The organism is Sphingobacterium sp. G1-14, from assembly GCF_002196555.1.
In the GTDB taxonomy this organism is placed as follows: Bacteria; Bacteroidota; Bacteroidia; order Sphingobacteriales; family Sphingobacteriaceae; genus Sphingobacterium; species Sphingobacterium siyangense.
In genome coordinates this window covers 2,161,571-2,178,594 of record NZ_CP021381.1, presented here as the reverse complement: position 1 = coordinate 2,178,594, position 17,024 = coordinate 2,161,571, and the positions used below count along the sequence as shown (strand labels likewise).

Genomic DNA, 17,024 nt, shown 5'->3' with positions numbered 1-17,024 from the left:
ATTTATACAAAATAACTCCGTTCAAACGACCTATGGTCGTTTGAACATTTTTTCAAGAATTAAACAACATATCCATGAGAAAACGAATAGCATATCCAGCACTTAGCGGTATCGCTTTGGCGCTTATTCTCAGCAGTTCGTGCCAAAACGCTACTAATAGCAGTCCAGACAGTCCCTCAAAGATTGATTCAACCGATGGAAGCAAAATCAATGAAGATTCGCTATTAACAACTATTCAGCAACATACATTTCAATATTTTTGGGAAGGTGCCGAACCTACTTCCGGTCTCGCCAGGGAACGTATCCATATGGATGGTGTTTACCCTCAAAATGACCGGAATGTCGTGACCATAGGTGGTAGTGGCTTCGGGCTCATGGGTATGATTGTCGCCATGGAACGTGGGTTTATCAGTCAGGAACAAGGTGTTCAAAAGCTGGATCACATCATGGATTATCTAGGCAAAATCGAACGGTTTAAAGGAGCCTGGGCACATTGGTACGATGGAGAACTGGGTACAGCGAAACCCTTTAGTGAAAAAGATAATGGCGGTGACATCGTTGAAACTGCATTCTTAGCCCAAGGCCTAATCGCCATTCGGGAATATCTAAAAGACAAAGGTGATTCTGCCCAACTCGTTGCCCAAAAAGCAGATAAACTATGGAAAGAAATCAATTGGAATCATTACACAAATGGACAAAATGTTATTTATTGGCATTGGAGTCCTAAATTTAACTTCCAGCAAAATCATCCGGTCAGAGGATACGACGAATGTCTGATTACCTATATTTTAGCAGCCTCCTCACCTACATACCCTATTGCACCCCAAGTGTATCATGAGGGTTGGGCAAGAGCTGGAGCCATTAAAAGCTCCGCTAAAAAATATGACATTCCACTTGTACTGAAGCACAATGCCAAAGAAGGTGAAGTGGGCCCGTTATTCTGGGAACATTACTCCTATTTAGGTTTGAGTCCCAAAGGATTAAAAGACCAATATGCAGATTATTGGGAAGCGACAAGCAACCATGCCAAGATAAATTTGGCTTATGCAGATCTAAACCCAAAAGGTTATAAAGGTTATGGTTCGGATAAAGGCTGGGGCTGGACCGCCAGCTATTCCATCAACGGTTACGATGCACATCACCCAGACAACGACCCTGGGGTGATCTCGCCTACAGCAGCTTTGTCTTCCATGCCCTACACCCCACATGAAAGCATCCAGTTTGCGCAATACCTAGATAAACAACTCGGCAATAAAGTCTGGGGTAAATATGGTTACTATGACGCCTACAGTGAAACGGCAAATTGGTATCCACAACGTTATCTAGCCATCGATCAGGGGCCTATTATTGTCATGATCGAAAACTATAGAACAGGTAAAATCTGGGAGCTATTTATGCAGGCCCCAGAAATTCAACAAGGACTAAAGAAACTCGGTTTTACAAGTCCTTATTTAAAATAGTGGTCTGTGGAATCATTTTCAATCCGTCACACGTTGAGAATGGTTCCTTCCACGAAAACAACAGGACATCCCATAAAAGTGCTTCAAGAATCATCTTGAGCGCTTTACATAAACTTACCATGTAGCGAGGGAAGCAAAATCCATGCGCACAAAAAAATAATACGATGAAAAAAGTAGTAGGTACTTTCCTTCTTGCATTGATCGCCTGGCATACAAGTCCGGCGCAATCCAATCAGAAAATGGACACGTTCATTGATCAGCTTATGGCTAAGATGACTGTCGACGAAAAGATTGGACAACTTAACTTGGTAACCGGTGGTGAAGCGACAACCGGAACCACAGTATCCACGGGAGTAGAAGCGAAAATTAAAAATGGTCAAATCGGTGGGATTTTCAGCATGAGTACACCAGCGAAAATCCGCAAAACACAGGAAATAGCGATCAAGCAATCCCGGTTAAAAATACCCATCATTTTTGGGATGGATGTTATTCACGGGTATCGTACGGTGTTCCCAATTCCTTTAGGTCTTGCCGCTACCTGGGACATGAACTTGATTCAACAATCTGCACGTATAGCAGCCGAAGAAGCGACCGCCGATGGAATTAATTGGGCATTTTCGCCCATGGTAGATATCTCGCGCGATCCACGCTGGGGCCGTATTTCCGAAGGTGCAGGTGAAGATACCTATCTAAGCTCTCGGGTAGCAGAAGCCATCGTCCATGGCTTCCAGGGGGATAACCTGGCAGCACACAACACCATGATGGCCTGTGTTAAACATTTCGCCTTATATGGTGCAGCTGAAGGTGGCCGTGACTACAATAGCACAGATATGAGCCTCCACCGCATGTACAATGAATATTTACCGCCTTACAAAGCGGCATTAGATGCTGGAGCGGGAAGTATTATGACTTCTTTTAATGATATCAATGGAGTCCCTGCCTCGGCAAACAAATGGTTAATGACTGATGTCTTACGCAAGCAATGGGGCTTTAAAGGATTGGTCGTAACCGATTACACTGCGGTAAACGAATTAACAGCACACGGTCTCGGTAACTTCCAGCAGGTCTCTGCTTTAAGCCTGAATGCTGGCGTTGATATGGATATGGTCGGTGAAGGATTTCTGACGACGCTAAAAAAATCTTTGGATGCTGGAAAAGTCAAAATTGCCGATATTGACAGGGCTTGCCGTTTTGTTTTGGAAGCCAAGTATAAATTAGGCTTATTTGACGATCCCTACCGTTATTGTGACGAAAAACGGGCAAAAACTGTGATCGGATCGGCTGCCAATCATGCCAAAGCCCGGGAAATTGCAGCAAAGTCATTTGTTTTGTTGAAAAACGAAAACCAAGTGCTTCCATTAAAAAAAACAGGAACAGTTGCTGTCATTGGCCCATTAGCCAATTCAGGTCCAAATATGCCCGGAACCTGGAGTGTCAGTGCTGAATTGGACAAAACAGCCTCTTTAGTTGAGGGAATGAAGGCCGTGTTAGGCAACAAAGTAAATATTCTCACCCATCTCGGAAGTAATCTGTTGGAGGATCCGATTTACCAAAACCACGCAACCATGTTCGGCCGTACCATCGCACGCGATTCCCGAAAAGAAGAAGAGATCATTGCTGATGCCCTGAAAGTTGCCCAACAATCCGACGTCGTTGTGGCCGCACTTGGTGAAGCGTCTGAAATGTCAGGTGAAAGCTCCAGTCGCTCAGAACTGGATATTCCGAAAAATCAACAAAATCTGTTAAAAGCACTATTAGCAACAGGAAAACCAGTTGTACTGGTATTGTTTACAGGTAGGCCGCTAACGCTCACCTGGGAAGATGCTCACGTACCCGCAATATTAAACGTTTGGTTTGGCGGAACGGAAACAGGAAAAGCAGTAGCCGATGTTTTATTTGGGGATGTCGTTCCTTCAGGAAAGATTACGGCCACTTTTCCACGCAATGTTGGTCAGATTCCGATCTATTATGCACACAAAAATACCGGCAGACCTTATGGAAACTCGGGTGATTTTGAAAAATTCAAATCAAATTACCTGGATGTAAGCAATTCCCCGCTCTACCCTTTTGGTTACGGATTAAGTTATACAACTTTTACCTATAGTGACATCCGTCTTGACCGCGACACAATCGACGATAAAGGTACTCTTCAAGCAAGTATCGACATCAGTAATACAGGAAATTATGATGCGGAAGAAACGGTGCAACTCTATATCCAGGACTTAGTTGGCTCTATTACTCGCCCCGTAAAAGAGTTAAAAGGGTTTCAAAAAATATTCCTCAAAAAAGGAGAACAAAAAACCGTAAACTTTAACATCAAAGTAGACGATCTTAAATTCTTCGACAACAACCTCAATTATGTTGCCGAAGCAGGGAATTTCAAAGTCTATATTGGTTCGAACAGTCGCGATGTAAAAGAAAAAGAATTTGAATTGCTTTAAATCTATTGCATCTGTATAAAAAACAAGGCGGCCTTTAGGAAATAAGGGCCGCCTTGTTTATGTTAGGCTGTCGTTACGCCTACCTATTTCATATTCCCATCAAAGCTTTCAAACAATACGCGCAATTCCGCCGCTTTTTCTGGATAATCCTTTAAAATATTGGTTCTTTCACTCGGATCCCAGGCAATGTTATGTAATTCTTCAATAGCATCATAGGGTTTGCCCGAAATCTGATTGACTCCGCCTGCTATCCGTCGATACTTCCAGTCGCCTGACCGAACAGCCTCAACATGTCCATAATTCACCAAAAATATCGGTCTGTGTGCTGTTTTTAAATCTTCCGATTTCCCATTCAACAAAGAATCGATCGCTTGGCCATCAATGGATTTCTTCGGCAAGGATGCACCAGTCCATTTGGCGATAGTAGGCAACACATCCAAGTTGCTTATTGCCTGCCGAATAACTTTCCCTTCTTGCGCATAGCCTTTGCCATATACAATGAAAGGCACACGGACACCACCTTCTGTTGTTTCCGCTTTCGAACCTTTGAAGACACCTGCGGTACCCACATGCCAATTTTTTGTGGCATGATCATCAGACATCCGCGATGGATAAGATATCCAAGGCCCATTATCACTTGAAAAAATCAAAATGGTATTATCGGCCAGGCCTTTTCGCTCAACCGCTTTCCAGAGCTCCGAAAAATTATGATCCAACTCCTGCATCACCGCACCAAGTGGGCCTGCATTTTGCTGATCTGCAAATCGGTTCTTTTTATTGGCAAATGCCAAAGGAAGATGCGGGAAATTATGCGCATAGTATAAAAAGAATGGACGATCTTTATCTTGGTCTTCTATAAACTTCACTGTTTCTTTGTGATAAAGTGCGCTCAGGTCCGAATCATCGGGCGCAACGACTTCGGGTTTCCGATTCCTGAAGATCTTAATGACAGAGTCTGTTTTTACATAGGGATCGCGGTAGTCGTGGCTATACAGCATGCCATAAAAAGAATCGAAGCCTTGCTGATTAGGATGATGGTAAGTCTGTTTATCCCCTAAATGCCACTTCCCGATTAACGCAGTTCTATAGCCTACCTTTTTTAATAATTCGGCAATCGTTTCCTCATCGTCAGGCAAACCTAAATTGGATCCTGGACCGATCGGTGCGGGAAGATTATAACGGGAAGCATATCTTCCGGTTAATAAAGACGCTCTTGACGGTGTACAGGAGGGCGTAGAAACCATAAAGTTTGTTGCTCTCACGCCCTTACTGGCGATCGAGTCCAAAAAAGGGGTTGAGATATTCGGACTTCCATAACAACCAATGTCGCTATAACCAAGATCATCGGTCAGAATCAAGATAATATTAGGCTTTTTTTGCTGGGCATTGGCAAAAGCCACCAGTAAAAATAAAGCCATAGAGGTCATAAGTTTAGTGTATCGCATCATATTTGTATGAGTTAATTGGAATCGTGCCACAAGATAACAATTTTTACCAATTTGGATTCTGTTTTAGATTCGGATTGAGGTTAATTTCCCGTTGTGGAATGGGCCAGAGATAATGCTTTTTCGCATCAAAAACACGGCTTTCAGAGGCCGCTTCAACGACAACTGCCTCTCCGTTGTTATTTTGATAGGTGATGCCATACACTTTACCAGGAACAACCTTTTCAGCAGTTTTCCATCGTCTTATATCCGCGAGATGCAATCCCTCAAATGCCAGTTCCACTGTACGCTCGCGACGAACCAACTGGCGAAGTTGTTCCTGATTTACTTGATTACTTATTATTGGAAGTTTTACATCAGTTCGTGAATTTCTAATTTGGTTGATGGCATCGTAAACACTTCCATCAATTTCGCCGAGCTCAATCTTTGCTTCCGCATAGGTCAATAATATTTCGGCATAACGCAGTAGCATGATATTCAACCCACTTTTTGAGGGGTTTGCCAAATCTTTTTTATCGATATATTTCTTTATATTGAAACCTGTTGTGGAAGCAATATAAGTACTCCCCACAGCATCAGCAGTCCCACTATTGGGTGCAGGATGAAAAATAGCGCCATTGGGAAGCGGATCGCCATCCAAAAAAATTGAAAAAGCAAGCCGCGGGTCGCGATTTTTAGAGGGATTTTTGGGATCATAACCACTATTGGTATCCGTAATAACCAACCCACTTGAAGTCTCGTAACTATCTGTCAAGGCTTTGGTAGGCACATAGGTACTCTGCCCATTTTGCTGGCTATAGGGGGCTAAGAGGTTAAAAACACTTTGTGTGTATATATTTTCCAGAAATTGCTTATCCAACAGCACCTCTTTGTTATTTTCAGCCGCATACGTAAAGAGATTTGCATACAGGGGGTAAAGCTCGAATCGTTTGCTATCGATAATCGTTTTTGCGGCTTTTGCTGCTGCTTCAAATCGCCCTGCGTATAAATCTGACCGTGCTTTCAGGCCCAATGCGGCCCAACGGGTTATGCGCCCCACATCGTTACTGGAGTAGCTTTCAGGCAAACTTGCCGCAGCCAGTTCCAATTCGGTGTCAATAAAATCGTAAATTTCTTTAAGGTCGGCGCGTTGTACCGCCCTTCCCTCTTCCAAGGTCAGCGGCGCTTTTACCAAAGGTACCCCGCCAAATAAATAGGCCAATTTGATATATTGATAGGCTCTTAACACACGAGCCTCGCCGATAAATCTGGCGATTAGTGCTTCATCCCGGCTGCCCTCGATTTTACCAACATTCGCCAAAAAGTAATTGGCCGCACCGATTCCTTTATAGGCACTACTCCAGGTATTGTACAATCGGGAGCTTGAAGCGTCATAAGTACCAAGCTCGATATACGCATCCACAGCGAAAGGCTGATTGACATGCGCTATGTCCGTCAATGCATCTGAATAGAAGATTTCCGCTCCATCAAGATCATTGTAGAGCGCATTTACAGCAAGCTCCGCATCGGCTTGGCTTTTCCAAAATATATTCTCCGACAGACGATCAGTTGGTACGGCATCCAACAGATTCTTATCACAGCCCATCAGCATAAGCGAAAACAGTCCGAAACTGAAAATCCAGTTTCCTTTTTGACATAGATATTTGTAAAAATTCATGAGTCCTCAATTAAATAGTATAGTAACAATCACCCTACAGGGTCAAATTTACACCCAGTGTATAAAGTCCAGTTTGCGGATAATATACTGCTCGACCAGATTCCGCTTCGGGATCCAAATTCCATTCGTTCAATTTTGAAATTGTCCATAAATTTGTCGCGGATAGGTATACCCGTAGTTTGTTGATTGCTGTCTTTCCGATTGCATTTAGGGGTATTGTATACCCCAACTGTATATTTTTCAAACGCAGATAAGAACCATTGACCACTAAACGGTCCGACGTTGCGACATTGCGCAAATCATATTTGACCACACGCGGAAAGCGTGCATCGGTATGTGTCGGTGTCCAATAATTGTCCGTAAATATTTCATGTGTAAATCCTTCCTGATTTCCCATCTCCGCCAATGCACCGGACAATCGCGTATCAACTTTCGCTGCCCCTTGAAAAAGGAGATCAAGATCAAAATTTTTAAAATTGAAACTCCCATTAATTCCGAAGGTATATCTGGGAAAGGAATTCCCGATGGCGGCCATGTCATTTGCATTGATTATACCGTCGCCATTCAAATCCACATATTTCACATCTCCGGGCTTCGTATTGGTGGCATACGTAGCACCATAAGCTTTAATTTCCTCCGGAGACTGAAAGATACCGTCGGTCTTATATCCCCAAAGGGTATTGATCGGGAGCCCTTTGGCAATGATATACCTTGGGTCAATATCCGACCCTGCGATATAGGGTCCTGTACCTTTTAGATCTGTTACTTCATTATGGTTGATACTAAAGTTTGCATTTAATTGGTACGCAAAAGCCCCAGGAGCGCTTGGTCTTTGCTGATAATTTGCACTGAATTCCCAGCCACGATTCAGTACCGTACCAGCATTTTGGGGTGAAGGTTTTAATCCCAAAACGGCGGGAATATCCAGATTCAGTAAAATATCGTCGGTAACCTTGTTATAATAATCCAAGGTAAACGTCAAGCGATTGTTTAGGAAAGCGGCATCCAAACCCAAGTCATACTGTGTCGTAGACTCCCAACCCAATTGCTGATTGGCATAACTGTCCAGCCGGTAACCCTGTACAGATTTACCCCCAAAATCATATCCTGCTGCAATTAAGGCCGAATAATAACTATACAAGTCGACAGATTGGTTTCCCGTCTTTCCCCAGGAAGCACGCAACTTGAATTCGTTCAACCAATTCCCTATGGGTTTCCAAAACTCTTCCTTGGATAGTAGCCATCCTGCTGATGCCGAAGGGAAAAAACCGTATTGTTTATCTCCCGTAAAACGGGATGAACCATCATAGCGGCCATTCACTTCAAGCAGGTACTTGCCCTTCCAATCGTAGTTTATCCGACCAAAAAAAGAACGCAAGCCATACTGCACATCATAACCGCTATTATTTTTTGTAGCGTCGTCAGCCCCCTGTCCAATAGAGGTAATGTCATTGTTGTAGAATCGTTCGCGATAGGCCGTAAGATAATTTTGGTAATTGTGAATCTGTGAATACCCAGCTAATGCCTTGATATGATTTGGCCCGGTCGTCAACTGATAGGTCAACAGGTTGTTCCATGTATACTCGCTGCTATTATCACGAATTTCGGTTAACGAATTGATCGGAAAACTCTTTACTATCCCTGTATTTCGGTCTTTATTGTCAAAAGCGTTCAAAAAGGTTTTGCTGTTGTTGAAGTTTACCCTAACACCAAATTGGGAAGTAAACAACAAATTTTTCACTAATTGAATGTCTGTTTTAACGATGGAGCTTAGGTAGTTTTCATTTACCTTTTTAAAACCACTTTTTTCAATCAACATTAAAGGATTATTTCCTTGCGTACTTAATCCGTAGGTACCATCATCATATTTAGGCACCACCCACATCGAGCCATGGAGAAAGTTATTGATCGGATCACGTCCGGGCTCGGCGGCTTTGCTATATCGGTAGTTTATACTTCCCGTAAAATTAAGCCAAGAGGTTGCTTTGTAATCGTTGTTTAGCCGGATATCCGCCAATTCAGCACCATAATGCTCAATAATACCATCCTGCTTGTTATAACGAACGGCCAATCTGGAGCGCAGGATCTCATTTCCACCAGCGAATGACAAGGCATGATCTTGTTGAGGAGCTGTTTTCAACAGCGTGTCAAACCATGTATTCGGTAAAGGATATTTTTCACGATCAGTTGCCGTTTGGTAGGCCGTAATGGATTCGTCACTAAATCGCGCTGGTACCGCCAGTCCCGCATTACGGTAGGCGTCCTGTTGCAATTGAAGGTAGGATACGGCATCCATCTGCTTGGGCTTATTAATTGATTTCTGTAAAGCGTAATAGCCATTATAATCAATCACAACATGTCCAGATTTTGCACTTTTGGTGGTTACAATAATTACACCGTTGGTCGCGCGTGATCCATATATCGCCGTGGAAGCCGCATCCTTTAGGACTGAAATTGAGGCAATATCATTGGGGTTTAACTTGGACCAGGGTTGTTCAATTCCATCCACGATGACCAAAGCATTATTCTTGCTGAGATCATATCCACTGGTGCTGCTCGAATTGGTATTAAATGTAGTCAATCCTCTGATTCGAATATTGGCAGCTGATTGTCCTGGTTTTCCACCAAGGTCTTGCACAGTTACCCCCGGCAATAGGCCCTGTAAAGCTTGCTGCGTATTAGAAACCGGTCTTTTCGTCAGTTTATCACCATCAATACTGGCGACTGAATTGGTCAACGAGATTTTTTTCTGCGTTCCATAGCCAACAACGACCACTTCATCAAGGTCCTGTGTAACTGGATCCAATTCAATTTTCGTGGGAGATTCGGAAACTAACACGGTCTTTTTTTTGTAACCAATGCGCGAGAGTGTAATCGAAAAGGGTAATTTCTGTCCCGTTACAATTTGAAAAAAACCTTTTTGATCTGTTGTAACAACGTGAGTTACGGCTTCGAGTTGAATGGTTACGCCTTCAAGAGGTCGTTTAAGCTGGCTATCATATACATATCCCGATAAGGATGCATTGATAATCGGTCTGACATCTGTTTGCGCATATACCTGATGCCCAACGCCAGATAATAGTAAACATAGCGACAAGGTAGAATACCGGAGTACCCTAAGATTTTTCATAGATAAAGTGTTAATGGTGAATACGAACAAGTGCCAACGCCAATCGAAAACTTGTTTTTATTTTGAAGACATGGGGGGAAGCGAGCGCCTCCCCTGCTGTCAGTTTGAGAAAAGATAAGGGAAATTATCCTATATGGCACATTCGCATCTTTCTTACATCTGGGGATTTAGCCTTCAAAGACTTTGCAGTAATACTTACGAAAAATGTGCTTTTACTAATATTGATATGTTCCATAATAATGTGTTAATTCGCCGCCCTGAAATTAATACATGTTTTCATTCGCGACCTGTTATCTTCTCACAAATATAGAAGTAATTTTAATATAATCTACTAATTCTATAGATTTTATTAAAAGAAATAAATAGGATATGCAGCGGGGCTATAAAAGCGAGCTGGCAGGCTTAAAAGATTGTCGATTAGGGATAAGCAAGAAGATTCTATTGTAGTGTTTCTAAATAGGTTTTAATCAGCAGTATTCCTTCATCATGAAGTACAGTAGTCCCCTTTTGAGGCATATGTATCTCTCCCAATGTAGACATCCGTCCAATAATCTTAGCTTGTTTTAACCAAATCCCAGTTTCATTCAACGGGCTTTCATACCTCAGATCCAGCATGGTCATATAAGCCGTTCCTTTAGGGTTGTGACAATGGGCGCAATTGATCTCGAGATAAGCTCGGGCACGATTTGCAGTCGATTGACCAATATCCTCATAACCGGGCAAACTATTGGAAACTTTGAACGATTTCAGATCGAGAGCCTCCATCTGAGTCAACCGGACCAATTGCTGGATACTGTCACCATCGTGAACGATTATCCGGTTTAGATTTCTGATCTTCGGACCTATCGGGAGCAAATGATTTCCTTGTCGATGGCATGCCATACAATCCTTTCGGGAAGGAATAATATAATTTGTTTGTCGCTCGACACCTTTGTTGTCCAAAAAGGAGACATGCACGGAAGCACTGTCCATCAACAGAAAAGCTTCATCTTGGGCCGCATTCCATTGATAGGTAGCTGCGTTCCACTGTCCGTCTTTATGAATCAAAAGCCGCGTTTCAAGCAGCCACTGTCTCGAGTCCCCTACCGCATCTCTCGGGGGATAAAAAAAAGTTTTGGCAATGATGGTACCATCGGGGAAGCTGGGCAAACCATCGTCTGTGGCGATCATTTTTCCTCCCTTAGGAAGAAAGATGACACGCTTTTTATCGGTATAGTCTGTAAATAGGGCCGAAGCTAATTCATAAGAGACCCCCTGGTCATTTGGAACAAGATCAGCAATTTTGCCCTTGAATAAATTGTAATCAGATAATTTATCCCGAAACACAATATTATCTTTAGCGACTGTTCCCCGGCCCGTATTATTTAGTATAATAAAAAGTATAGGGATCAATAAAACACCCATCAAAATTAGCACTTTCTTCATTTCCCTAATGCTCTTCTACCCTTCCACCGTTATCTTAAATTCGGACGAAGATAAGATAAAAAAGAGATTACAGCGGCGGATGCCCTGTTTTGATTTTCAGATTTTACACTTAGGACAGAAAACAATAAAAAACCAGTTATTTTATCAAAAAATAAAACAGTTTCATGGATATATACGCAAATAAAATGGCTATATTTAACTGTCTTTTAACCAAAACTTCGGCTACATGGAAGATATGATTCTCTATAATCGACTTCAGTTCGCATTTACAATTACATTCCATTATTTATTCCCTCAATTGACCATGGGTTTATCCTTAATGATCGTCTATTTCAAATGGAAATTTCTGCAAACAAAAAATGAAGACTACAACCATGCTTCCAAGTTTTGGATGAAAATCTTTGCGCTTAATTTCACCATGGGCGTTGTAACAGGCATTCCCATGGAATTTCAGTTTGGTACCAACTGGGCCAAATTTTCTGAACTTACGGGTGGTATTATCGGACAGACCTTAGCCATGGAAGGTATGTTTTCCTTTTTCCTGGAGTCTTCCTTTCTGGGGATGTTTCTTTTTGGAGAAAAGTTGCTGGGGCATAAGCTCCATTTTTTATCCGGACTCATGGTCTTTATTGGATCTTGGGCCAGTGGTTTCCTGATTATCGCCACGCATTCCTGGATGCAGCATCCTGTTGGGTATGAGATTCTTGAAAATGGCAAATTTGTACTGAACAATTTTAGTGCATTATTCAGTAATCCATGGTTATGGCCATCTTATCTACATAATCAAGCCGCTTCATTGGTGACCAGCTCGTTTTTCGTTGCTTCTATTGGAGCCTTCTATTTGTTAAGTGACAAGCATAGTAAGTTTGGAAAGATATTCGTTAAAAGCGGCGTTATTTTTGGCGCTATTTCCTCCGTTATGCTGGCGTTTCCTACAGGAGACCTTGCAGCCAAAAACGTAGTCAAATATCAACCCGCAGCCTTTGCTGGCATGGAGGGAATTTTCAAAACTGAGAAAGGCGGATCGGAGATTATTCTAATCGGTCAACCGGACATGGAAAACAAAAAATTGGACAATAAGATAGCCGTACCGAATGTATTGAGCTTCCTGACCTACCAGCGTTGGGATGCAGAAATTAAAGGATTAAATGAATTTGACCAATCTTTACATCCAACGAACGTGCCCGGACTGTATTACAGTTATCACATCATGGTAGGTTTGGGTACCATATTCATTGGCATTATGGTCCTTGGAGCACTACTGCTTTGGCGGAACAGGCTGTATCAAACGAAATGGTTGTTGTGGATCATTATGTTTATGATTCCTTTCCCCTACATCGCGAATACTGCAGGCTGGTATACGGCGGAACTGGGACGACAACCTTGGCTAGTTTATAATCTCATGCGCATGGTAGACGGTGTATCCCCTACTGTATCTTCTGGAAATACATTATTTACCTTTCTCGGCTTCGTCGGTTTATACATTCTTTTGGGTTTGTTATTTCTGATGCTGGTCTTGAAGATCATTAGAAAAGGCCCTGAAACGACAGTTGCATTAACCTAATTAGCTATGGAAATATTCTGGTTTATCGTATTAACTTTCATGCTGGGAATTTATATCGTACTCGATGGGTACGATTTTGGGGCGGGAATCGTCCATCTATTCTTTGCTAAAACCGAACAGGAGAAAAAAGCTGTTACTAACGCTATTGGGCCGTTTTGGGATGCCAATGAAGTCTGGCTCATCGCTTCGGGCGGTGTCCTATTCTTTGCTTTCCCAACACTTTATGCCTCCTCTTTCAGTGGATTTTACTTGCCGCTCATGCTTGTATTATGGCTGCTTATTTTTAGAGCGATAAGTCTTGAACTCAGAGGGCAGGTTCATCATCGTCTTTGGGAGGCTTTATGGGATAAAGCTTTTGGTCTAGCAAGCCTGTTGCTGGCACTTTTCTTTGGCGCCGCCCTAGGCAATGTCGTTCGCGGAGTAAACCTAGGTATGGTAGAAAATGGTGTATCGACCCAAGAGCCACATTATTTCTTTTTAGCGCTTTGGAATCCGACATTTGACCCATTAGCCCAACATCAAGGCATTATAGACTGGTTCACCATCATATTAGGTTTAGTTGCCGTCGTTACATTAACAATCCACGGTGCAGGCTGGGTCATTCTGAAAACATCCAGCACACTAAATACCAGATTAAAGGATATTGTTTTTAAACTCAACTTTGTCTTGCTTATTCTCGTCCTACTATCGGCCTATGTATGGCATTATGTGAAACCCATTTCCTTAAACAATCTTCAAAATCATTATTGGCTGTGGATATTTCCTTTGATTGCTGCCGTTGGATTACTTGGACAATTTTGGATCAAAACCTTTAAGAAAGATGGTATTGGCTTCCTATTTTCTTCCCTGTTTATACTGGGGAGCTTTGCCACGACCGTTGCTTCCATGTTCCCTATATTATTGCCTTCAACGAATGACGTAAATCCTTCCTTGACGATTCAAAATGCTGCAGCACATGAATATGGTCTTTCAGTAGGTTTAGGCTGGTTTATGTTTGCAGCAATTCTGGTAGTTGCCTATTTTATTATCCAATTTAGGGTATTCAAAGGTAAGCTTGATGACGTCGGTTACGGTGAACACTAAGGGCGGTCTCTATTCGAGTCCCAACAACTTATGTTTCATCGCAAGCTGTACAAGTTCAATCATATTTTTAACTTTAAATTTAGTTAGGAGATTGCGCCGATGCGTTTCCACGGTAACTGGACTTAAAAATAAACGCTCGGCAATCTGGTTTGTAGTAAGTCCATTGGAGATCAACGTCAAAATCTCTTTTTCACGCTGTGTAAGCCTAGGTAGACTGCTGATGGTAGAAATTGCGCCACGATAAAGTTCTTTTGCCCGATCACAAATTGCTTCTTTGCCGTCCAATCCGAGCTGTACACAGCCCAGGAATTCTTCGTTGCTAACATCCTTTAAGATATAGCCATTTCCACCTGCCTGCATAAACTGAACAATAAGGTTGCCATCGGCCAAATTACTCAATGCAACAATAGGAATCATAGGAAACAGTTTCCTCACCTGAGTACAGACATCCACTCCATTTGTCTTCAACAGCTGCATATCCATAAGTAGGAGATCCGCTTTCGTGACCTTTAAAAATTCAATTAACGTAATTTCTTCCAAAAAGGGATATACAAGATACCCATCCTGATTATTGAGAAAAGAGGCAACACCTTCCAACAATAAAGGATGATCGTCTAACACTGCAATTATCTTCATGACTCAGCCTATTTAAACAGTTACACCAATTTCGATTTGAGTTCCGGATCCAAGCTTACTCTGAATATCAATTGATCCATTGATCCATTTCACTCTATTGACCATATTATTTAAACCCAATCCATAATTTAACACAGCGGAATCAAAGCCTTTGCCATTATCCTCAACGAGGATATGCAGTACTTCGTCCGATTTACTTACCTGAACGATAATTACATCTGCGTTTGCATACTTTAATGCATTTGAAATAGCCTCTTGAACAATTCGATATATGGCCAATCCTTTTTGAAAATCCACATTCAATTCAGGTTCATAGTTTTCAAATTGGATCGAAACATGACTATTTTTCATTGCCAGACACAATTGCTCCAATGCTGCTATCAATCCAAACTGACGCAACGATTCGGGCATTAGATTATGGGATATCCGCCTTACTTCGCCTAAGATGTCGTTCAACTTCTGCGGCACTTCATCAGTCAAGAGCGTACCCTTTGCTACATCGCCGGCAATCTTAAATTTTAAACCTGTTAACATACCTCCTATGCTATCGTGCAGATCTTGGGCTATACGCTGACGCTCCTGCTGCTCCCCCTTGAGCATAGATTCCGAAATTTGTAGCTGTTTTTCCTTTTCCAATTTGTCCAACACAATTTCGTGGTTGAGCTGAATCTGTGTATTGAGCTTCCGTTGTTTTCGATAGAAAAAAGCAACAAAAAGCACAATACAAAAAAGCAAAACGGCAATACCCAAAACGAGAAAAATCCGAAATTGGTTACGGTCCTTTTCTGCGCGTAGATTCAAAATTTCTTTTTCTTTTTCAACGGTCTTATATTTCGTCTCCATCTCATTCATTTTTTCCAGCAATTGGACCTTCTGAATGCTATCGGATAGTTTATTTGCCATATTGGACATCTTCAGCGCATCCTGATAATTACCCATAAGCTCATTCACACCCGCCAGTTGACTGTACACAATTTTACTGTTGTAAAGATCTCGCGTTAATAATCCATTTTTCACGATTTCCTCCAACTGCAGTTTAGCATCAGCATACTTTTTCTGTAAGAGATACACATTAAACTTTCTGAACCGCATCATCTGGAATAATTTCCAATTGTTCATTTTCACCGACCAATCCAAACCGATATCCAACAGGCGAAGGGCTTCATCAGTCTGTTGCTTTGTGGTAAAATAAAGCGCTTCATTGTAATAGTAGTTGGGTAATTGGGAAGAATTCGGGTATTCGTTCAGGAGCTGTTTGACCTTGTCCAACAGTACTCTTGCTTCTTTGGATTTCACCTGATAGCAATAATTACTGACTGTATTGAGATAAGCCACCACAAGTGCGGCACTCGGCGTTTGCTGCTCGAGCTGTTTTATGGCCAATTGATGGTATTCATCAGCTTTTGCAAGCTGATTGGACGACATAAACGTCATTCCGATCATCGTATTTATACTACCTTCCATGATGGGATCATGTGCTTTCGCATAAGGCAAGCACTTCCCGTTAAGAATATCCAGAAAATCAGCAAATCCTTTTTTAGGAAATCGAATTAAGCCCAGATTATACCAAGCTTTGGCCAAAAGCCCCTGCTGAAAAGGCTTTTGCGCATTTCCAAGGAGGTCTACACATCGTTGGGCTTCAACTCCTGCATTTTTACTATCCAGAAATTGCCCATAATAAAAGCTTTTGTAAAGTGCCCCCATCGCCTGTAAGCTCCGGAACGGTTTGGCTAGCCGCTCCCCCTGTCGCATATGATCCCAAAATTTGGTCGTATCTCTAAATCTATAGTAATCTGCCAAATAAAAATGCTGCATTGCTTTCACACTGTCCTCCGAACTCGATAGCAATAACTTTTCCGCATCAGATCGATATTTATTTTCATCCAATGGCAAACAACTCTGTGCAGCTACAGCGTGTACAGTAAAGTATACTATAAAAAAGGCAATTATCTTCGTTAACTCTTTCAACTGAAACATCATTAATCCAATATCTTAATCATTTAAACAATTAAACTAAATGGGGCCTTTTCAGCCAATGGTTTCATAATATGTGACAAGAAAGTCTTATGGTGGTCAAAGACTTCTCTCTACCTCTAAATTTGCCGTCGATGAGGCTTCTTCAAAGTCGACAATAGAACATATAGGTCGGAAAACCGCGTAATCAAATGGCGGGTCCAAAAAAC

At 42.0% G+C, this 17,024-nt stretch carries 10 protein-coding genes; 4 read left to right on the top strand and 6 right to left on the bottom strand.

Annotated features, from left to right (window positions below; genetic code table 11):
- Positions 1-74 precede the first annotated feature (74 nt).
- Both CBM24_RS09065 and bglX read left to right on the top strand, forming a co-directional pair.
- Positions 75-1,460, top strand: coding sequence for a glucoamylase family protein (locus CBM24_RS09065; protein ID WP_088160958.1), 1,386 nt, complete (start codon positions 75-77; stop codon positions 1,458-1,460).
- Between the two features lie 164 nt (positions 1,461-1,624).
- Positions 1,625-3,901, top strand: coding sequence for a beta-glucosidase BglX (bglX, locus tag CBM24_RS09060; RefSeq protein ID WP_088160957.1), 2,277 nt, complete (start codon positions 1,625-1,627; stop codon positions 3,899-3,901).
- A gap of 83 nt (positions 3,902-3,984) precedes the next feature.
- On the opposite strand, the gene CBM24_RS09055 is transcribed toward bglX, so the two are convergent.
- From CBM24_RS09055 to CBM24_RS09040, 4 genes are all read right to left on the bottom strand, one after another.
- The gene (locus tag CBM24_RS09055; protein WP_232475737.1) at positions 3,985-5,319 is read right to left on the bottom strand and encodes a sulfatase-like hydrolase/transferase; all 1,335 of its coding nucleotides are present in this window, start codon (positions 5,317-5,319) and stop codon (positions 3,985-3,987) included.
- Between the two features lie 73 nt (positions 5,320-5,392).
- Positions 5,393-7,003 (bottom strand): RagB/SusD family nutrient uptake outer membrane protein, encoded by a 1,611-nt coding sequence (locus tag CBM24_RS09050; RefSeq protein WP_198386072.1) that lies wholly within the window; start codon positions 7,001-7,003, stop codon positions 5,393-5,395.
- Between the two features lie 34 nt (positions 7,004-7,037).
- A complete protein-coding gene (locus CBM24_RS09045; RefSeq protein ID WP_088160955.1) occupies positions 7,038-10,133 on the bottom strand; it encodes a SusC/RagA family TonB-linked outer membrane protein in 3,096 nt (1,031 codons plus the stop codon).
- A gap of 438 nt (positions 10,134-10,571) precedes the next feature.
- A complete protein-coding gene (locus CBM24_RS09040; protein ID WP_088160954.1) occupies positions 10,572-11,558 on the bottom strand; it encodes a hypothetical protein in 987 nt (328 codons plus the stop codon).
- A gap of 226 nt (positions 11,559-11,784) precedes the next feature.
- On the opposite strand from CBM24_RS09040, the gene CBM24_RS09035 reads away from it, so the two are divergent.
- Both CBM24_RS09035 and cydB read left to right on the top strand, forming a co-directional pair.
- Positions 11,785-13,122, top strand: a complete 1,338-nt coding sequence (locus CBM24_RS09035; RefSeq protein WP_088160953.1) for a cytochrome ubiquinol oxidase subunit I — start codon at positions 11,785-11,787, stop codon at positions 13,120-13,122.
- Positions 13,123-13,128: 6 nt separating this feature from the next.
- Positions 13,129-14,205, top strand: coding sequence for a cytochrome d ubiquinol oxidase subunit II (cydB, locus tag CBM24_RS09030; protein ID WP_088160952.1), 1,077 nt, complete (start codon positions 13,129-13,131; stop codon positions 14,203-14,205).
- 9 nt (positions 14,206-14,214) lie between these two features.
- On the opposite strand, the gene CBM24_RS09025 is transcribed toward cydB, so the two are convergent.
- On the bottom strand, positions 14,215-14,841 hold the full coding sequence (locus CBM24_RS09025) for a response regulator transcription factor (protein ID WP_088160951.1): 627 nt from the start codon (positions 14,839-14,841) through the stop codon (positions 14,215-14,217).
- A 12-nt stretch (positions 14,842-14,853) separates the two neighbouring features.
- Positions 14,854-16,821 carry a sensor histidine kinase gene (locus tag CBM24_RS09020; protein ID WP_088160950.1) on the bottom strand — a complete coding sequence of 656 codons (1,968 nt, stop codon included), beginning with the start codon at positions 16,819-16,821 and terminating at the stop codon, positions 14,854-14,856.
- Positions 16,822-17,024: the final 203 nt, after the last annotated feature.